We start from the raw sequence: 18,722 nt of genomic DNA, 5'->3' as shown, positions 1-18,722 counted from the left end.
ATCGGCTGGTGCTGTATGGGAGGCAAAAGACATGTCGGATTGGTATGAACGGAGCTTCGGGGAAGATTATCTGCTCGTCTACAAGCATCGGGATCAGTGGGGAGCCCGGCGCGAGGCGGAAAAGCTGATCTTTTGGCTGAACCTGCCGCCCGGCGCTAAAGTGCTTGATTTATGCTGCGGCATGGGGCGGCATTCCCTCGCTTTCGCGGAGGCGGGTTATGAGGTCACCGGGGTCGATTTGTCGGAGGTGCTGCTGCGGGAGGCGAAGCGGAACGATGCCAAGCGGATCGTGCGCTGGGTGCGGGCCGATATGCGGAACCTGCCGCTCGCGGGAGGTTTTGACGCCGTCGTGAACTTATTTACTTCCTTCGGTTATTTTCACGACGATCATGAACATATCCAGGTACTGCGGGAGGTGGCGCGAATGTTGAAGCCCGGGGGCCGCTTTGTCATCGATTATTTGAACCCGGCTTATACGGCGGCGCATCTCGTGCCCCGGTCCGAACGAATGGACGAGGGTCAGCTCATCACCGAACGCCGCGTCATCGAAGACGGTTATGTCAAAAAGCACATCACGATTACAAAGGAGAATGGCCCGGGAGCGGGAGCGGACGGAGCCTGGGCAAGGGAATACATGGAACGGATCAAACTGTACTCGAAAGAGGAATTTGCCGTTATGCTGGAAGAGGCCGGACTGGTTTTGGAGCAAATCCATGGGGATTATGGCGAAGATGGCTATGACCCTGAAACGTCGCCTCGGATGATTTTGGCGGGTAGCCGCGCATGAAGACGATGCTTGCGGAAATTCAAACCTGGGACAAAGAAGGCGTCATCCGGGTACCCTTGCCGATGGCTCCTCCGCTGCGCTGGGTTAACAGCTATATGCTGCGTGGTCCGGAGGGGATCACAATCATCGATCCGGGGCCGAGGACCGCCGAGACCGAGCGGGAATGGTCGCTCGCCCTGCGCCAGCTTGACATCGCTCCGGGCGATGTGGCGCAAATCGTGGTGACCCATCACCATCCCGACCATTACGGACTGGCGGGATATTTGCAGTCCATAACAGGGGCGGCCGTCCGCATGTCCCGGCGCGCTTACGAAGAGACACAGCTGATGTGGGGGAAGGACAGCGTCATGAACGAGGAATTGCCCCGCCTATTCCGGCGCCACGGCATGCCGCCTGTTTGGAGCGGCCAGTTGCCGCCGCATCTGCGGAGCTTTTTTTCGCAGGTGACCCCGGCGCCCGAGGTTGACTTTATCCGGGAAGGGGAGGCGGCGGTGATGGGCGGGCGATGCTGGCTGCCGCTCGAAAGCGCGGGACATGCCCCGGGGCATTTATCCTTCTATGACCCTGAGCGTAAGCTGATGTTTTGCGGCGACGCCGTACTGCCGCAAATTTCCCCCAATATCAGCTTTTTGCCCGGTAGCGACCCGCAGCCGCTGCAATCGTTCCTCACCTCGCTCGAACGGTTTGCGAGCTATGAGGTGAGGATCGCTTTTCCGGGGCATCGCCATCCGTTCGAGCATTTCCCTGAACGCGTCCGCATGCTGCTGGAGCATCACGAGGAGCGGCTGGCGCGGATCGAAGGGCTGCTGCGGCCGCGGCCGCAGACCGGGTTCGAGGTTTGTGCCGCGCTGTTCGGCACCGACCTTGGCATCCACCAAATGCGCTTTGCCATGGCCGAAACGCTGGCCCATCTGGTCGAACTGGTACGCCGCGGGCGTGCCGGGGAGCGGTTGACAAGCGGGGAAGCCGCGGTGGAATTTCATCTTACGATGCGATAAAGCTACAAAAAGCGGCCTATGGCCGCTTTTTAATTTAATTTAATTTATAACTCAACTTTCGCAGATCAACACTTGCTGTCCGGAGACTTTGCACAATTATCCCTTTTAATCAGGTAGCAGAGAAACAGGGTGCGAACATAAGTTCAGTTTACTTCATTATACCAAACGTACGTTCTCTTATCAAGCCGAAAATCTCCCCTGAACCGCCTCATTTTTTCCTCATCTTTTTTGTTTTTTTCTTCTCTCTTTTTTTGGAAACCTTGCTTTAGCCCCCACCCCCTGCTCCCTGAACGTGAGGGATAATCGTGCAAAGGCAGGCAGCAGGCAGGGATACCAAGACACGAACCCCCGGTAAAGTCCAACGCACGCTCTTTCAGCGGCTTGTTGTATTTACGAAGTTGGCGCACTCGATTGGCTGGTTGCCTTACAACAGTTGCTTGATTGATCAACGAAGCAGCCCAAAAAGCCGGGAAGACACTGTTTGCCTCCGATTCAGCGTCAACTCCGGCAATGGATTGCGGCGGCTTTTTTCAACTACATAAGGCTCGCGAATTCTCCGCATCAACGCTCGTCATCAAGCGTGTCCTCGCCGTGCTCCCGTTCCGCCTGCTTGCGGTGGGCGATCCGGCTGCTGGCTGAAGCGGCGATGGCGCCGACGATGTCGTCCAGAAATGTGTTTATCGGCCCGAGGGTTTTATCGTTCAGCTTTTCCAAAATGCCCGGCTTCAGCTTGTCCACATAACCGTAATTGGTGAATCCGATGCTGCCGTATACGTTAACGATCGAAAAAGCCAAAATTTCATCGACGCCGTACAAACTTTCGTCGTTCGCGATCATCTCCTGAAGTTCGGGGATAAGCAGCCCCTGTTCCGCCAGGACATCAAGCTGAATGCCGGTTAATACCGCGTTTTGCACTTCCCTTTTGGTCAGCACCTGCTCCACGTTGTGTACGCATTCTTCCATCGTCAGGTTCGGGTAATATTTCTGCTGCAGGAACATCACGAGTTCCGCGATTTGTTCGGTCGTAACGCCCCGTTTGTGCAGCCATGCCTTGGTGGCGTCGGCGACTTTTTTGCTGTTCAGGCTATAAGGCGCTTTTTGTTTTGGTTGTTCCATCCCCATATAATATCCCTCGCTATCTGGTTCTTCTTGGCACAGATATGAAGCAGTTTGTCCACTTCCCGGAAAAATATAGTTATTTTTCAAAGAAGGGCTCGTATATATAGTAATACAAACCTAAGAAAAATGTTAGGGAGGAGCCAATAAGACGATGAATAGGAACCGCCGTTTTCGGAACACGGCCGCCGTCAGCGTATTAGCGTTCCCGCTGCTGCTGTCGGGATGCAGTCTGTTCGGAGCCAGCTCATCCGCACAAATCGATCCGCCGCCCGCGGACGTGGAGGCACAAATGCTGGAGTCGATCGGCGCCGAGAAGGCAAGCTCGGAGCAGACAAGCTTGATGACGGAGAAGGAGCTTTCGACGGTTTATTTGGAGAACGAGCACGGCCTGATCGCCCCGGTGGCTCTGCATTTGCCGGAAGGCGACGCATCCTTGAGACTGAACCGGATGCTGGAAACGATCGTACAGGAAGGGCCGTACGACAGCCTGATTCCGGCCGGTTTTGCCGGGGTGCTTCCGGCGGGGACCGAGGTCAAAGCCGTGACCGTCAAGCAAGACGAAAAGCTGGCTGTCGTCGAATTCAACGGGGCGTTTGCCGATTATGCGAAGGAGGATGAACGGAAAATCCTCGAAGCTTTGACTTGGACGTTAACCGAAACTCCCGGCGTCGAGAAGGTCCAGCTCTGGGTGGACGGGGAAAAGCTGAACGAAATGCCGGTCGGCGGCACGCCGCTGGATCGCCCGCTCAGCCGCAGCATCGGCATCAATTTGCAGCTGAACGACGGCTCTAGCTTGTCGCAATCGAGCCCGGTGGTCGTGTATTTCTCCGCGGCGACGCCGGACGGGGTGCAGTATTTTGTGCCGGTCACGCGGTTTGTTCCCGCCGGGAACGACCCGGTGAAGGCGGCGCTTGGCGAACTGCTCCAAGGTCCGCAGCGGGGCGATGGCCTGGAAAGAGTCGTGACGGACAATACCAAACTGGAAAGCGTGGAAAAATCCCAGGATGGAGTCGTGACGGTATCGCTGCAGGACGATATGTTTGAAGCCGGCGAGAAGCTTCCGGCGCAGATGATGCAGTCGCTCGTGCTGACCGTGGCGCAAAACGCCGAGGACAGCAAAGTGCGCATTTGGGTCAACGGGCAAAAGGAAGTCGTTGGCATGGACAACCAAAAATACAGCGAACCCGTCATGCGGCCCGAAACGATTAACGCCATTCCGCTGTAGACTCCAGCCTGATTTGAGGATGAAAACATGAACGAAAAACCCTGCGGCGCAGGGTTTTTTTATATGGCGAAAGGCATGCGCGGACCGCGTCCGGAGGAATGAAATGATGCTTTTATGACCACACTTTGGTAGAATAGGAAAAGCATATGGACAGCAAGAAAATGTAGGAGGCCATCAGAATGAGAAGTAACGGACGCGAAGCGAACGAGCGCCGCCCGATGAAGTTGACCGTAAACGTCAACAAATATGCGGAGGGCTCCGTATATATTGAGGTCGGCGACACGAAAGTGATGTGTACGGCGACCGTGGAAGAGAAAGTGCCGATGTTTATGAAGGGGCAGGGCAAAGGCTGGGTGACGGCCGAATATTCGATGCTCCCCCGGGCGACCCAGACCCGGAATCAGCGTGAATCGGCAAGGGGAAAGCTGAGCGGACGGACGATGGAGATCCAGCGCCTGATCGGGCGCTCGCTCCGTTCGGTCGTCGATTTGCAGGCGCTGGGCGAGCGCTCCGTCACGATTGACTGCGACGTGATTCAGGCGGACGGAGGCACGCGGACGACGTCGATTACCGGGGCTTTCGTAGCGATGGCGCTGGCGATGCACAAGATCGTCCAAAAGCATGCGCTGCCGGTCTTTCCGATCACCGACTATCTCGCTTCCGTCAGCGTAGGCATCGTCGGGCAGGAGACGCTTCTTGACCTGAATTATGACGAGGATTCCAAGGCGATGGTCGACATGAACGTCGTGATGACGGGCCGCGGCCAATTTGTCGAGGTGCAGGGAACCGGGGAAGAAAACCCGTTCTCCCGGGAGGACCTGGACCGGATGCTGGCGCTGGCCGAAAAAGGAATCCGGGAGATGATCGAGCAGCAGCGCGAAGCGCTTGGCCCCGTCGCCCTGCACATTCAAAGCGGCCAGCCTGGATCGGCGGTGTAAACGATGATTGAAGGACCGGTTATCGTCGTGGCCACACGGAATCCGGGCAAAGTCCGGGAATTCGCCCATGCTTTGGAGGCCTTGAACAAGCAGGTGCGGAGCCTGGCCGATTACCCGGATATTCCGGAAATCGTCGAGGATGGCGAGACGTTTGCCGAGAATGCCCGCAAGAAGGCCAAAACGGTGGGCGATCACCTGGGACGTCCGGTGCTGGCGGACGACTCGGGGTTATGCGTTGACCGGCTGGGCGGGGCGCCGGGCGTTTATTCGGCCCGTTATGCCGGCGAGCGCGCTTCCGACGAGGACAACAACGAAAAGCTGCTGGCGGAGCTGGAGAAGGAGCGGCTCGGGGAAGATACCGAGCAGCCGCTGCTCAGCCCGGCGCGGTTCATCTGCCATCTGGCGCTGTACGACCCGGCCACGGGGCGGTTCGTGGAGGCCTCCGGCGAAGCGGAAGGCTGGATCACGTCCGAGCCGGCCGGAGGCGGCGGGTTCGGGTACGATCCGCTGTTTTACCTGCCCGCCTACGAGAAGACGTTCGCGGAGCTCAGCCTGGAGGAGAAGCAGGCCGTCAGCCACCGCGGCTCGGCGCTGCGCAACCTGGCGGCCAAGCTGGTCCCGTGAGCGGCAGCTGTTTTAGAAGCACAGTAATCGGGAAAACCGATGCTGTGCTTCTTTTTCATATGAACATGAGGGGGACAATACGGCTAGGGTTGTTGGCCGGGGACTTTAACGTTACGGATGCGCTTGTGGCGGCTGAACTGAAGGTCCTCCGGCAGTTCAACGGGAAAGCCGCGGCAAAAGATCCGACCATACCGCATCCAAAATTCCCTGCATGTCGACTTCGTTGCTGTTGATCGCAATGATGGCTTGCTTTTCCGGAACAATCACGCAGAATTGTCCCCACATCCCGTCGGCGCGGTAAGCTCCGCGGGAACTCATCCAGAACTGGCAGCCGTACCCCTCCGCCCAATCTCCGCTCTGAGGTTAATACAGGGTTCGCAAGCTTGTCAACATCGGATCTAAATCGTTTTCGCAGGTTTGGAGCAATTGTTTTTAGGGCTGAAGAAATAACAATATAGTTGAGATTTTTATGTAAAGTATTTAAGGTTAGGATAACGGAACTTTTTGGCACTAATCTACGAGTCTAATGGCGCAAGGCAGGGTGTGACAACGTAAGGAGCGAGGAGCATTGGTAAGCATTAAGGATATCGCGAAAAAAGCCGGGGTTTCCATATCAACCGTGTCATACGCCCTAAACGGCAGCAGCAAGGTGACGGATGAGACCCGCTCGAAAATTTTGGCGGTTGCCAAGGAACTGAATTATGTGCCGAATGCGGCGGCGAGAACGTTAAAGAAGCGGGAGTCCGGAATTTTGGGCGTGTTTTTAACGGATTTCAAGGGGGACGTGTACGGCGACCTGCTGGACGGAATGAAAGAGGTATGCAACGGCCGGGGTTACGATCTGATCGTATGCAGCGGCAAAAGGGCGCACCGGATGCTTCCCGAGCGGATGATCGACGGGGCCGTTATTTTGGACCAGACGTTTAAGAATGAAGAGCTGCTCAAGTATGCGGACCGCAACCATAAAATCGTCGTGCTCGACCGGGAGCTGGACCATCCCAACATCAATCAGGTGCTGCTGGACAACAAAGCGGGCGCCGCGTTGGCTGCCGAATATTTGCTGGAGCAAGGGCACCGGAAGATATATGTGGTGTCCGGTCCGGAGGGTTCGTTCGACTCGACTCAGCGGATGAAGGCGGTTAAAATGGTGGCGGACCGCGCCCGGGAAGCGGAATGGATCGAAATCGCCGGCGATTTCAAAAAAAGCGGCGGGGAGCGGGCCGCCGAGCAGGTGATCCGGGAATACTCCGGACCGGCGGCCGTTTTTTGCCTGAACGACGAAATGGCGATCGGCTTCTGGAACCGTTTGGAGGGAACCGGCTACCGGATCGGCGAGCATATTCATCTGATCGGCTTCGACAATATCGAGCTGACGAACTATATGCAGCCGCGCCTGGCCACGATCAATTACTCGAAACGCAAATGGGGGGCGCTCGCCGCCGAGCAGTTAATCAAAATTTTGGCGGGTGAGCAGGTTGAACACGAACGGATTTACGTTACTTTGATCAAAGGCGAATCCGTGGGAAAAATTTGACTTGGCTTGATTTGACGTCCGAGCCCGCAAAACCGGGAAGAACGGATTTTAAGGGAAAAAGAACGGGATTCACGGGGAATTGCCCCCGTGACCCGTTCTTTTTTGAGGTTACTGGTCAGTAGTTGTAAAAGGTACACTTATTCATCCGGATATCCAGTCAGTTCCGTTAGCGGAACTCGATGCCATAAGTTTTTAACCAGTGGTTAACCTGGGACAAATAAGCGAACAGCTGCGGTCCGGACATGAGTTGGCCGAACCACGGCAGGTTCGAGGAAGATTCCTCGGAAGCGGCGATGGAGCGGATTTTGCCGCTATCGATCAGCGGCAGAATCGGCGATGACGGATCATCCAAAATGGACAGCATTTCGCTGCGGACGGCGGTTAAATAGTTCGGATTATGGGTTTTGGGATATGGGCTTTTTTTGCGGTACAGTACGTCTTCCGGCAAAATGCCCTCGAGCGCTTTGCGCAGGATGCCTTTTTCCCGGCCTCCGGTCGTCTTGATCTCCCAGGGGATATTCCATACGTACTGCACGAGCCGGTGGTCGCAGTAAGGGACGCGAACCTCCAGGCCGGCGGCCATGCTCATGCGGTCCTTGCGGTCGAGCAGCGTCGGCATGAAGCGGGTGATGTTCAAATAGGACATGATGCGCATGCGGGCCCGCTCCCCGGATTCGCCTTCCAGCTTCGGGGCTTCGGCCACGGCTTCGCTGTAGCGGTCCGCGATATACTGCTCCGGTTTGATCCACTCGCGGATTTCCGGGGCCAGCAGATCCGCGCGCAGCCCGGTCGCCACCGACCAGGGGAACGTCCCGGAGTTCAGCAGCTCCTCGCGGTGGAACCAGGGGTAGCCGCCAAATACTTCATCCGCCGCTTCGCCGGAAATGGCCACCGTGGCCCCCTTTTTGATTTCCCGGCAAAACAGCAGCAGCGACGCGTCGATATCGGTCATGCCCGGCATGTCGCGGGCGACGGTCGAGTCGGGCAGGGCGGCGACAAGCTCGGGAGTGTCGAACGTAATCGCGTGATGCTCCGTGCCCAGTTCCTCGACCATCCGCTTGATCCACGGGCCATCCGCGCCCGGCTGGTAGCTGTGGGCTTTAAAATGTTTGTCGTTATCCACATAGTCGATCGAGTAGGTGTGCACCCGGCCTTGGCCGGTCCGCTTGTAGTAATCGACGGCAAGCGCGGTCAGCGCGCTGGAATCCAGGCCTCCCGACAGCAGCGTGCAGACCGGCACGTCGGAAATCAGCTGCCGCTCCAGCGTATCCTGCAGCAGCCGGCGGATGGCGGCGGCCGTCGTTTCCACGTCATCGGTATGAGGCTCCGCCTCCAGCTTCCAGTAGGCGTATTTCCGCAGTCCGGACCGGTTGTAAATCATGACGTGGCCGGGGCGCAGCTCCTTGAGATCCTTGTAGACGCCATGGCCGGGGGTTCGGGCCGGCCCGATGACGAAAATTTCGGCAAGCCCTTCCGCTCCCACGACCGGTCTGACTTTGGGGTGCTGCAAAATGGCTTTAGGTTCGGAGCCGAAAATCAACGTTCCGTCCACCTCGCTGTAGAACAGCGGCTTGACGCCAAGGCGGTCGCGGGCGAAAAAAACATGCTGTCTAACGCTGTCCCAGACGGCAAAGGCGAAAATGCCGTTAAGCCGGTATACGCAATCCGGCCCCCATTCGATATACGATTGCAGCAGCACCTCCGTATCGCAGGTCGTTTGGAACTTGCGGCCCCGCCGCTGCAGCTCGGCCTTTAATTCCGGCGCGTTATAAATCTCCCCGTTGTATACGATGGTGAACACCGCGTCTTCTTCATGGATGATCATCGGCTGGGCTCCGTTCTCGGGATCCATGACGCTAAGGCGCCGATGGCCAAAAGCGCAAGGGCCCGAAATCCAGGTTCCCTGCGCATCGGGGCCCCGTTTTTCCAGACAGGATGTCATGGTCTGTACAAGGTCCGATTCTTTGGTCAAATCCCGGTTCCATTCGATAAAGCCGGTTATTCCGCACATTTTTGCAATCTCCTTTCTGCATTGCTTTACGTTCCCCGCTTGCCGACCGGGCGAAAAGTATTAACAAATTATGCCGAACAAAGGCATAAAATGTCTGTCCATCATGGAAAACTATGACCGTCAAGCAGGAGAAAGGGGAGATATGGCGTTGGAAAAGAAACGGTACTACGTTTCCGTGCAGGGTCGTTCGGTGCTCGACGATCCCGGCGCGGCGGCCTATGAATGGGCGGTCGAGGCAACCTCGGAGGAAGCCGATACGTTAAAGCACCTGCTCGGTCAGCTTGACGAGAAGGAAGAAAGCACTTTTTTGGCCTTCACCTTTCCTTGGCCGGATACGCCGGAAGGCGATGTCAACCAAAGCTATCAAAGCGTTGTGAGCGGCCTGTTTCGGGAAATTTACCGGCTGGGCACGGCGGAGACCAGGGAGCAGCTGGAGCGGGCGGGGTACCCGGGCAAGCTCTGGCCCATTTAAAGCTCCGGGAAAGGAACGATACCGAGCATGTATTACATCAAAGACGCGGAATTCAGACGGATGGACGAGCATTTGGGGCGTCCTTGCGCCGTCATCCAGGTGCGGCCGGGGGCGGTAGGCGATCCCGATCTGTTCGTCTATATTGCCCGTTCCGATCAAGGCGCCGGCTGGGAAATCATCCGCATGATCCGAAGCGACGCCCAGCCGGAAATCGATTGGTACGACAACAACATGCATCAGGCTTATGCGGAAGTGGCCGAAGAAAACTTCGGGGATACCGGCTGGCCTGAGCCAGCTAAGCAGCGCCGGCTATTCCTGGAAAATTTGCTTGCCCACGAGGCGATCGCGGCAAAGATTAATGAGCTTCCTCCCAAATGACGGATTTTTTTGTAAAAACGGCTTTGAAAAAATAAAAAGGATGCGCTATAATAATTAACGCATCCTTTTTTATTCATATTTGTGTCCCAGTAGCTCAGCTGGATAGAGCAACGGCCTTCTAAGCCGTCGGTCGAGCGTTCGAATCGTTCCTGGGACGTTTTCTTCGATATTTCTCGAGGCCCGTAGATACGGGCCTCTTTTTAGCTTATAGTTGCTCACATCCAATCCCTGCGCACAAAATGCCGCAGACCGGCCGCAAGATAGACGAGGAAGGTGAAGGCGAGAATCAGGACAAACGAACCGGGTTCCAGCCTTGGGGAGAGAGGCAGTCCTTGCGGAAACATGGCATAATACGGCGGGGCGAAGGGGAACCATGCCCCGATAAATCCTTCCAAACCCGTAATGACAATATTCGGGATGACCGCCGAGATGCTGAACAACAGGGCGATTCCGAAAGATTTGAAACGTGTCGACAGGTAAATCTGCAGCATGGCCAGGGGAAAAGCTGCCAGCCATCCGCCGGTCACGCCGGTCAGTACGGTTTTCCAGGGAATAACGCCCTCTACATGAATGAGGCTTCCGGTTGCCAGGTACCCGGCCAAAAAGGCAAGCTGTGCGATCGCCAATAGAACGACCAGCATCAAAAACTTGGACAAATAGATTTTCCAGCGCGGAAACGGCAGGGTGAGCAGCTGCTTCCACGCTCCGTTTTTATGTTCATAGAAGCAGAGGAATGCCGCAAATATGCCGGCGAACAGCGGCAGAATAAACATCCCGTGGAAGGAAACCGCTTGAAAATAAAGGGTGGTCCAATCGGGCGCAAAGTAATCGGTCAAAGACGCGACATGTTCCGCGGCCAGCGCAAAGCTTGCCGTTATGTCCATGAGAATCAACAATAAAATCAACAGCCATCTGACTTTTCCGGCTTCCGCAAAAAATAAACTCAGCATATCCATCTTCCTCCTATTTGATCTCCATGGCGCGAAAGCCTGCGGCTCCGCCCCAAAGCAAAACCAATCCCAACCCGGCTCCCAGCATGATCCAATGGGTATACCCGCCGATAAAAGGGCTGGCCATGGAAGGGCAGGCCCACGGCAGGACATATAAGACTGTTCCGCCAAATCTGGCGATAAACAGACTGGAGATGGCGCCAAGCACGCCGACCGCCAGCGGGAATGTCTGATTGGAGAAGCGGAGCGACAGAAATAATTGTATCCCCAGGACCGGCAGGGACGCGCCAAAGCAGCCCAGGACCTGCTTAACCAAAAACGGGAAGGGAAGTGTCAAATCGGTGTAAGCGAGCCATATCCCTGCCGTTCCGCCAATAATGAGCGCGCAGCATCCCAGCATCAAGGCCCCGATCCAGATCGCCTTGGCAAAATAGAAAGCCGTTCGGTTGACGGGCAGGGAAAACAGCAGCTTTAATCCTTGCGCTTGATGCTCCGGTTCGGACATGGTGCTGCACAACAAGGAGATGGTCAGCAGCATCGTAAAGGACAAAAACATATACAGCACATTAAACCCCGTATAAACGCCGGCTTCTCCCTGACGAAAATACAGGTACCACTCCATGCAGCTGAACAACAGCAAAATAACCGCGCTGATGACCGGAATCCATAGGCAGATTTTTTTCATCTTCAGATACTCGGCGGAAAGCGCCCTTTGCATCATAAGCTTTCCCCTCTCCCCGTCAGCTGCAAAAAGATTTCCTCCAGGGATGCGGTGACTTCCTTGACCTGGTGTAAGGTGAACGGTTGAAGCAGCTTGAAGATGTCAGCTTGGCTCATCCGCTCGGTAACCGTAATCAGCAGCTGGCTCCCGTAGCGCTCGATTTCCGCCCCGCCGCCGGCAAGCACCCGGTACGCTTCATCGGGCCGGTCCGCAATAATCGCCAGCCGTACCTTATTTCTCTTTTCAAGCTCCTGAATCCGGTCTTGAAAAATCAATTTCCCGTTCTGGATAATCCCCACGTAGTCGGATACGGCTTGGATCTCGCTCAAAATACGGCTGGACAAAAAAATGGTTATCCCCTGTTCGCGGGATAACGACAGCAGCAAATGGCGGATTTCTTGAATCCCGGCCGGATCAAGGCCGTTGATCGGCTCGTCCAGTATTAATATCCGCGGCTTGCGGATCAAGGCTTGCGCGATGCCTAATCGCTGCTTCATCCCAAGCGAATATCCTTTGACCGTCTGCTTGGCATAGGGAGTGAGCCGAACGGTATCCATGGCTTCGCGAATGTTGCTTTCCGGCAAGTCCAACAGCTTCGCAATCAATTTAAGATTTTGATAGGCCGATAAATGCCCGTAATAGGAAGGCGCTTCAACCAATGAACCGATATTTCGCAAAATGGCTTCGCGGTGATGCGAAAGCGAGCGCCCCATGATTTGAATCGTGCCTTCGTCCGGCCGGATCAAGCTGAGCAGCATGCGAATGGTCGTTGTTTTCCCGGCGCCGTTCGCCCCTAAAAATCCGTAGATTTTCCCTTCCGGAACACGCAAATTAAGCTGATCGACGGAAACGCGTTCGCCGAAACGCCGCGTCAGGCCGCCTGTTTCAATGATATATCCGGACACAAGCTTCTCCTCCTGTTTTTCTTGTTATAGCAGGAGTATCGCGCATGAGTCTTTTTCTCAAGTAAACGAAAGTAAAATCTAAGTAAAATCGTATTAAGGCAGCGGCAATTCGATCAGAATGGAGGTTCCGCGCTCCGGCGCGCTTTCCGCGCGGATCGAACCGCCATGCAGCTCGATCAATTGGCGGGCGATCGCCATCCCGAGCCCCGACCCCTCCGCCGGCTGGTGCGTTGGCGTTCCCCGATAATAGCTTTCAAACAGATTGTTCCGGGTTACCTCGTCCATTCCCGCCCCATTGTCGGCAATCTGGATACAAAAAACATGGGGCTTCTTGCTCACCGATATGCGAATTTCCGTGCCCGGAGGATTATGAATGACGGCATTGACAAGGATGTTTTGCATTGCCCTTTGCAGCAGCGCGTTGTCCGCTTCCAGAAAACATGTGTCCAACTCGGTTTCATAAGCAAAAGCATACTCTGCGGAGCGCGGAGAATTGGCCGTATCCAACGTTATGCGCCGCAGAAATTCAACCATTTCCGTGCGCGTTTTTTGCAAGGTGATTTTCCCGTTTTCGGATTGGAAGGATGCGTTTAAATCGTCGATCAGCTTTTGAATATGCATGGATTTTTGTTCGATCTTGGCGCCAAACGTTTTCACTTCGCGTTCGGACCAGTTGTACCGCTCGGCGGCAATCATCGAAGCATACCCCTGAATATAGGACAGCGGTGTCTTCAGATCGTGCGTGATCCCGGCCAGCCAGTCGCGGCGGTTTTTTTCCAGCGTCCTCCGGTCCGTTTCGCTTTGTTTTAATTTGTCCGTCAAAATCTGCATCTGGATGAGGAGGTCTTTGTATAAAAACTGTTTGCTTTTCAGAAAAATCGGGGTTCCGCTAAATAAAAAGCCGGTTGCGGCAGGCTCCTGAAAAGTTCCTTGCGACAGCGCCTGAATCCAATGAATAATGTGCAGAATAGGCTTTATGATTAACAGAAAAAACAAGTAAGCCACAGCCGCCCCGGAAAGAAGCGTTGCGGTGTGGCGAAAAATTCCCCAGTCCATAGCCCGGAGTACGGGGACCGCTTGCTTGACAAAACTAAAAAGATTGGTAAGCAAACCTAAGCTAAGGAAATAAACCATCAATGGGATTACCATCAAGGCAAGGATTTTTATGCTCATTTTCAGCGAGGTTTTCATTGTCCGGTCTCTCCCTGTTTATGCGGGATGAATTTATAACCTAGTCCGCGAATGTTCTTGATATATTTCGGCACCTGGGCGTCGGGCTCGATTTTTTTGCGGATCTTGGAAATATGCATCACGACGGTTTTGTCATCGCCCATGTTCAGCTGTCCCCATACGTTTTCATATAATTGGGCCGCGGTAAAAATCCGGTTCGGATGCTCGGCAAAAAAGAGCAGCAGCGAATATTCCAATGCCGTCATTTCCAAAGGTTGTCCGTTTCGGATCACTTCGCACGACTCGGTGTTGATGCAAAAATCCGCAAATTCCAATGTTTTTGGCCGTCCCTGGCCCGAACACATCCGCCAGCGTTTTAGCTGGGCCTTAATCCGCGCAACAACCTCCAGGGCGTTAAAAGGTTTGGTGATATAGTCATCGCCGCCCATGGCAAATCCCACGAGTTTATCGTAGTCCGAGGTTTTCGCCGTCAAAAAAAGCACGGGCGCCTCCGTTTTCTTGCGCAGTTCCATACAAAGCTCCAGTCCGCTCATATCGGGCAGCATCACATCAAGGACAATCAGCTGCGGCTCTAACGCTTCAACTAACTGCAGCGCCCTTTGTCCTGTTTCCGCCCGTTCAATAGACCGGAACCCTTCTTTGCTCAAGATCGTTTCCAGCATATCGAGAATGCCGGTTTCATCGTCCACCAGAAGAATGCGTTGCTCCATCGTTGCTCTCCTTATTTACATAAACTATGTAAAAAATATCATGTGTCATTGAAAGACACTACATGAAATGCTAAAATGAAGACATTAAAAGGAGCCGTACTTGCGATACGACTCCTTCGAGTAATAGCCGCTTTTAAGGGCGGCAGACTTAAATAGGGATGATTTAGAAATTAGACCGCAACCTTCCCCTAGGGCGGTCTATTTCTTTTTGAGGTAAGTCAGCAAAGCTACAATGAACATGCCGAACATGAACATTAGAGACAAAGCTTGATAAACCTCCATGGCCTCACCTCCCCTCCGGAAGATGCGCCGACCGCCCTTGCAAGCCTTTCCTATCACTCTTAGTATGGATTATAGCATATTTTGCCATAGAAGTAGCATGGCGGCGCTAACGGTTTACTAGCATACCAAAAAAGCACACCTTCTAATAGTTGAGTAACCATCAGTTAGTGTGCTTATCTTTAGTCAATTATGGAGCGGGTGAAGGGAATCGAACCCTCGCCTCAAGCTTGGGAAGCTGGCATTCTACCATTGAACTACACCCGCATTTTGCCGAGCAATAAGTATTATACACCTTTGCCGTGGGAAGATCAAGTATATCCTCCCACAGCATCCGCCAGGCGCGTTTAGAGAACGACAATCCGTCCGGAAGCAGCCAGCGAGCGCAGTTCGATGTTTAACTGCTCCTTCTCGTCAGGACTTAGCTCCAGAGACAGTCCATAATGGAACATGGCCGGCTCGATCTCCTCCTGCCAGCGAATTTCGCCGTTGTACACGCATAGGTTCTCGTTCAGTTGAACGTGAACGGCCGCCCGGATCTGGTGGTTGGAAGCGTGCAAATTGAGGCCGGTCCCGATTCGGCATCCCGATTTGTTGATGTCGATGAGATCGACCGTTGCCGGCTTGCTTTGAAGAGGCATATCGTCGATATGCGTAATCTCCATCTTACAGGCCAAAGGCGGCGTCAAAGTGTAGCGAAAAGGATCGGTTCTTTTTGTAGACATCTAAATGATGGCCCCCAGCTCTGTCGATATATCTCAAATTATATCGAAATCCGGGCGGATTGTCTTCTTATAAATTTTAGAGGTTGTTCAAAAAGTCATCTTCTTATCACGAGGCAGGTCAAGAAGTGGATTCGACGTCGAAGTTACTCGGTCTCAGCGGCGCCCAGCAGCCCGCGGATATCCGGCTCGATCGCGCTCGGTTCGGTGCGTGCGCTGTATTGCTTGACGATTCGGCCTTTTTGGTCGATCAAAAATTTAACGAAATTCCATTCGATATCTCCGGTTTTGTAAGGCTCCGGTGTATTTTCGACCAAGTATCGGTACAACGGGTGGGCTTGCTCGCCCTTAACGTCGATTTTGCTGAAAAGCGGAAAGGTGACCTGGTATCGGGTCTCACAGAAAGCTTTGATTTCTTCCTCCGTCCCCGGTTCCTGTTCGGCAAATTGATTGCAAGGAAAACCGAGCACAACAAACCCCTGTTCTTTATACGTGTCATAAAGACGCTGCAGGCCCTCGTAATGCGGAGTCAAACCGCAGGCGCTGGCCGTGTTTACGATCAGCAGCACTTTCCCTTCGAAAGCTTTAAGGGTCATGGCTTTGCCGTCAATCGTCCGAACTTCAAAATCATAGATGTTCATCTTTTCACCTTCCTCCGTAGAATATGGCGAAACATACGCCAAAACAGCATTCTTCTTTATTCTACCTAAATGGAGCGGACAACTCAATTTACGTCATTTACGTCACCAACGATTATAGCTTCGATAGAAAAAACCTTCCACAGACTTGACATCTTATAAATTTTCTATTGTCTATCATGTAAAAATACTGTAAAGTTACTAAACAAGCCGTTTTTTGTTCGTTTAGCGGATTTTTTAAACCTTCAATTGACCATAGTTCGATTGTTTGTCACAATTTCGCTTTACTTGAATGCAGCGAAGAAGCATCCGTAAACATATGTCCACCAATGAAGGACTTATCGGCGGTGGTTTTTGTTGTCAAACAAGCAGCTATCGGGAAGGGGCATCCTGCTACTTTAACGAATTGCAGCAAGTTAGGGTACATAAACACTAGTCCTTTATATGTGGACATTATGAAAAATATTCATGAAGCTCCGCAAAATTTTTCAAGTAGCTGCAAGCTTTAATTTTTCATGAAAAGAGGCTATTACATGATTCAACCCATTTTGCAAATTGAGGATTTGCATACTCATTTTTTCACCGACCGCGGCGAAATCCCCGCTGTGGACGGCGTGAATTTGTATGTGAATCCCGGCGAAGTGCTGGGGGTCGTCGGCGAATCGGGCTGCGGAAAAAGCGTGACCTCGTTGTCCGTGCTCAAACTGATTCCGCAACCTCCGGGCAAAATCGTCGGAGGGTCGATTTTTTTCAAAGGCCGGGATATCGTTCCGCTGAAGGAGCGCGAAATGCGTTCGATTCGCGGCAACGCGATCTCGATGATCTTTCAAGAGCCAATGACGTCCCTGAATCCGCTGTATACGATCGGGCAGCAAATCGGGGAAACGGTCCGCCTGCACAAGGGGCTCAGCAAAAAGGAAGCCCGGGCGCATACGATCGATATGTTGAAAAAGGTCGGCATTCCAAGGCCGGAAGCGATTATCGACGAGTATCCCCATCAGTTGTCAGGAGGCATGCGCCAGCGGGTGATGATCGCCATGGCGATTTCCTGCAGCCCGGAGCTGCTGATCGCCGATGAACCGACGACAGCGCTGGACGTGACGATTCAAGCGCAGATTCTGGACCTGATCCGGCGCCTGAACGAGGAAAACGGAACGGCTGTGATGATGATTACCCACGACCTCGGCGTCGTGGCCGAGATGTGCCATCGCGTGGCCGTCATGTACGCGGGGAAGGTCGTCGAGGAAGGCAGCGTGCACGATATTTTCAAAAACCCGCTGCATCCGTACACGCAAGGGCTCATCAAATCGGTGCCGCGCATGGATGAGCAGCGGAAACGGCTGTTTTCGATTCCCGGCAACGTTCCTGTGCTTAGCACGCAAATGCAGGGCTGCCGCTTCGCCGATCGCTGCCCGCATGCAATGCCGGCATGCCTCACGCAGCTTCCCGAGCTGCGGGAATACGAAACGGCCCACAGCTGCCGGTGCTGGCTGCATGAAACGCCACAGGAGGATGTCGTATGAGCGAACCATTACTGCAAGTGGAGCATCTGAAAAAATATTACCCGATCGGCGGGGGGATGTTCGGTAAGTCCAAACAGCAGTTCGTCAAAGCGGTCGACGATATTTCGTTTACGGTGCAAAAAGGCGAAACGTTTGGGCTTGTCGGCGAAAGCGGCTGCGGCAAATCAACCACCGGCCGCTCGCTGCTGCGGCTGATCGAACCGACGGACGGGCGCGTCATTTTTAACGGCGAGGATATCACCGCGCTTTCCCCGGAGGAACTGCGCAAAAAACGCAAAGATATGCAAATCGTGTTCCAGGATCCGTTTTCGTCGCTGGATCCCCGCCACACCGTACAGCGCATTTTGGAGGAGCCGCTCATTGTGCATGGCGTCGGCGACGCGAAAGAACGCCGGAACATCATCGACCGGCTGATCGATGTCGTCGGTTTGACGCAAGGCCATCTGCAGCGGTATCCGCATCAATTTTCCGGCGGACAGCGGCAGCGGATCGGCATCGCCCGGGCGCTTTCGCTCCAGCCGAAGCTGATCGTGGCGGACGAACCGGTCTCGGCGCTGGATGTTTCGATTCAGTCGCAGGTGATCAACCTGCTGCAGGATTTGCAGGAGGAATTCGGCCTGACCTACATTTTTATCGCGCATGATCTCAGCGTGGTGAAGCATATTTGCGATCGGGTCGCGGTGATGTATCTCGGACGGATTGTGGAGATCGCCGAGAAAAACAAGCTGTATTCCGCGCCGCAGCATCCATATACCCAGGCGCTGTTGTCCGCGGTGCCGGAACCGGATCCGGACAAAAAGCCCGAGCGGATTATTTTGCAGGGAGAAGTGCCAAGTCCGGCGAATGCCCCGGTCGGCTGCGCCTTTCATACGCGCTGTCCGATGGCGATGGACGTTTGCCGTTCGAAACGGCCCGACCTCGCGGAAACGGAAGCCGGCCATCTGACGGCCTGCCACCTGTTTACTCAAAAGGCATAAATGGTTTATAGCCGGCACAA

At 54.2% G+C, this 18,722-nt stretch carries 21 protein-coding genes and 2 tRNA genes; 11 read left to right on the top strand and 12 right to left on the bottom strand.

Features of this window, described 5'->3' with window-relative positions:
• The first annotated feature begins 31 nt into the window (after nt 1-31).
• On the top strand, nt 32-787 hold the full coding sequence (locus NYE69_RS28045) for a class I SAM-dependent methyltransferase (protein ID WP_340929119.1): 756 nt from the start codon (nt 32-34) through the stop codon (nt 785-787).
• Nucleotides 784-1,785 carry an MBL fold metallo-hydrolase gene (locus tag NYE69_RS28040; protein WP_340929117.1) on the top strand — a complete coding sequence of 334 codons (1,002 nt, stop codon included), beginning with the start codon at nt 784-786 and terminating at the stop codon, nt 1,783-1,785. The genes NYE69_RS28045 and NYE69_RS28040 overlap by 4 nt, the downstream gene beginning before the upstream one ends.
• Nucleotides 1,786-2,346: 561 nt before the next feature.
• Here the strand turns inward: NYE69_RS28040 and NYE69_RS28035 are convergent.
• A complete protein-coding gene (locus NYE69_RS28035; RefSeq protein WP_172531736.1) occupies nt 2,347-2,907 on the bottom strand; it encodes a phosphatidylglycerophosphatase A family protein in 561 nt (186 codons plus the stop codon).
• 148 nt (nt 2,908-3,055) lie between these two features.
• On the opposite strand from NYE69_RS28035, the gene NYE69_RS28030 reads away from it, so the two are divergent.
• The 3 genes from NYE69_RS28030 to NYE69_RS28020 all read left to right on the top strand — a co-directional run bounded on the left by NYE69_RS28030 (nt 3,056) and on the right by NYE69_RS28020 (nt 5,691).
• Complete coding sequence (locus tag NYE69_RS28030) at nt 3,056-4,129, top strand: GerMN domain-containing protein (protein ID WP_328272369.1); 1,074 nt, start codon at nt 3,056-3,058, stop codon at nt 4,127-4,129.
• A gap of 179 nt (nt 4,130-4,308) precedes the next feature.
• Nucleotides 4,309-5,067 carry a ribonuclease PH gene (gene rph, locus NYE69_RS28025; RefSeq protein ID WP_328272368.1) on the top strand — a complete coding sequence of 253 codons (759 nt, stop codon included), beginning with the start codon at nt 4,309-4,311 and terminating at the stop codon, nt 5,065-5,067.
• Nucleotides 5,068-5,070: 3 nt separating this feature from the next.
• Nucleotides 5,071-5,691 carry an XTP/dITP diphosphatase gene (locus tag NYE69_RS28020; protein ID WP_340929112.1) on the top strand — a complete coding sequence of 207 codons (621 nt, stop codon included), beginning with the start codon at nt 5,071-5,073 and terminating at the stop codon, nt 5,689-5,691.
• Nucleotides 5,692-5,847: 156 nt separating this feature from the next.
• Here NYE69_RS28020 and NYE69_RS28015 read toward each other — a convergent pair whose 3' ends face one another.
• Nucleotides 5,848-6,009, bottom strand: coding sequence for a hypothetical protein (locus NYE69_RS28015; protein WP_340929110.1), 162 nt, complete (start codon nt 6,007-6,009; stop codon nt 5,848-5,850).
• Nucleotides 6,010-6,259: 250 nt separating this feature from the next.
• On the opposite strand from NYE69_RS28015, the gene NYE69_RS28010 reads away from it, so the two are divergent.
• Nucleotides 6,260-7,225, top strand: a complete 966-nt coding sequence (locus tag NYE69_RS28010; protein ID WP_036620413.1) for a LacI family DNA-binding transcriptional regulator — start codon at nt 6,260-6,262, stop codon at nt 7,223-7,225.
• Nucleotides 7,226-7,391: 166 nt separating this feature from the next.
• On the opposite strand, the gene asnB is transcribed toward NYE69_RS28010, so the two are convergent.
• On the bottom strand, nt 7,392-9,236 hold the full coding sequence (gene asnB, locus NYE69_RS28005) for an asparagine synthase (glutamine-hydrolyzing) (RefSeq protein WP_036620416.1): 1,845 nt from the start codon (nt 9,234-9,236) through the stop codon (nt 7,392-7,394).
• Nucleotides 9,237-9,378: 142 nt separating this feature from the next.
• Between asnB and NYE69_RS28000 the strand changes: the two genes are divergently transcribed.
• From NYE69_RS28000 to NYE69_RS27990, 3 genes are all read left to right on the top strand, one after another.
• Nucleotides 9,379-9,708, top strand: coding sequence for a hypothetical protein (locus tag NYE69_RS28000; protein WP_306308158.1), 330 nt, complete (start codon nt 9,379-9,381; stop codon nt 9,706-9,708).
• A 27-nt stretch (nt 9,709-9,735) separates the two neighbouring features.
• Nucleotides 9,736-10,086 carry a hypothetical protein gene (locus NYE69_RS27995; protein ID WP_036620419.1) on the top strand — a complete coding sequence of 117 codons (351 nt, stop codon included), beginning with the start codon at nt 9,736-9,738 and terminating at the stop codon, nt 10,084-10,086.
• A gap of 83 nt (nt 10,087-10,169) precedes the next feature.
• Nucleotides 10,170-10,243 (top strand) — tRNA-Arg (locus tag NYE69_RS27990).
• Between the two features lie 58 nt (nt 10,244-10,301).
• Here the strand turns inward: NYE69_RS27990 and NYE69_RS27985 are convergent.
• The 9 genes from NYE69_RS27985 to NYE69_RS27945 form a co-directional block, all read right to left on the bottom strand.
• On the bottom strand, nt 10,302-11,036 hold the full coding sequence (locus NYE69_RS27985; protein ID WP_340929106.1) for an ABC transporter permease: 735 nt from the start codon (nt 11,034-11,036) through the stop codon (nt 10,302-10,304).
• Nucleotides 11,037-11,049: 13 nt separating this feature from the next.
• The gene (locus NYE69_RS27980; protein WP_340929104.1) at nt 11,050-11,757 is read right to left on the bottom strand and encodes an ABC transporter permease; all 708 of its coding nucleotides are present in this window, start codon (nt 11,755-11,757) and stop codon (nt 11,050-11,052) included.
• On the bottom strand, nt 11,754-12,662 hold the full coding sequence (locus tag NYE69_RS27975; RefSeq protein WP_340929103.1) for an ABC transporter ATP-binding protein: 909 nt from the start codon (nt 12,660-12,662) through the stop codon (nt 11,754-11,756). The genes NYE69_RS27980 and NYE69_RS27975 overlap by 4 nt, the downstream gene beginning before the upstream one ends.
• Nucleotides 12,663-12,755: 93 nt before the next feature.
• The gene (locus NYE69_RS27970; protein WP_340929102.1) at nt 12,756-13,853 is read right to left on the bottom strand and encodes a sensor histidine kinase; all 1,098 of its coding nucleotides are present in this window, start codon (nt 13,851-13,853) and stop codon (nt 12,756-12,758) included.
• Complete coding sequence (locus tag NYE69_RS27965) at nt 13,850-14,563, bottom strand: response regulator transcription factor (RefSeq protein ID WP_340929100.1); 714 nt, start codon at nt 14,561-14,563, stop codon at nt 13,850-13,852. Before NYE69_RS27965 ends, NYE69_RS27970 begins: the two co-directional genes overlap by 4 nt.
• 198 nt (nt 14,564-14,761) lie before the next feature.
• On the bottom strand, nt 14,762-14,845 hold the full coding sequence (locus NYE69_RS27960) for a putative holin-like toxin (protein WP_269059151.1): 84 nt from the start codon (nt 14,843-14,845) through the stop codon (nt 14,762-14,764).
• A gap of 190 nt (nt 14,846-15,035) precedes the next feature.
• Nucleotides 15,036-15,109: transfer RNA gene (locus tag NYE69_RS27955), tRNA-Gly, on the bottom strand.
• Nucleotides 15,110-15,189: 80 nt separating this feature from the next.
• A complete protein-coding gene (locus tag NYE69_RS27950; protein ID WP_155621557.1) occupies nt 15,190-15,567 on the bottom strand; it encodes a PilZ domain-containing protein in 378 nt (125 codons plus the stop codon).
• A 143-nt stretch (nt 15,568-15,710) separates the two neighbouring features.
• Nucleotides 15,711-16,205 (bottom strand): glutathione peroxidase, encoded by a 495-nt coding sequence (locus tag NYE69_RS27945; RefSeq protein WP_340929098.1) that lies wholly within the window; start codon nt 16,203-16,205, stop codon nt 15,711-15,713.
• Nucleotides 16,206-16,735: 530 nt separating this feature from the next.
• Between NYE69_RS27945 and NYE69_RS27940 the strand changes: the two genes are divergently transcribed.
• Together NYE69_RS27940 and NYE69_RS27935 are read left to right on the top strand one after the other, a co-directional pair.
• On the top strand, nt 16,736-17,725 hold the full coding sequence (locus NYE69_RS27940; protein WP_340929097.1) for an ABC transporter ATP-binding protein: 990 nt from the start codon (nt 16,736-16,738) through the stop codon (nt 17,723-17,725).
• Nucleotides 17,722-18,702: an ABC transporter ATP-binding protein gene (locus tag NYE69_RS27935; RefSeq protein WP_340929094.1), complete on the top strand. Its 981-nt coding sequence runs from the start codon at nt 17,722-17,724 to the stop codon at nt 18,700-18,702. The genes NYE69_RS27940 and NYE69_RS27935 overlap by 4 nt, the downstream gene beginning before the upstream one ends.
• The last annotated feature ends 20 nt before the right edge of the window (nt 18,703-18,722 follow it).

It is taken from the genome of Paenibacillus sp. FSL R5-0527, from assembly GCF_038008055.1.
Lineage (GTDB): Bacteria > Bacillota > Bacilli > Paenibacillales > Paenibacillaceae > Fontibacillus > Fontibacillus macerans.
The sequence above is the reverse complement of the archived record's forward strand: the minus strand, read 5'-3'. Positions and strand labels throughout refer to the sequence as shown.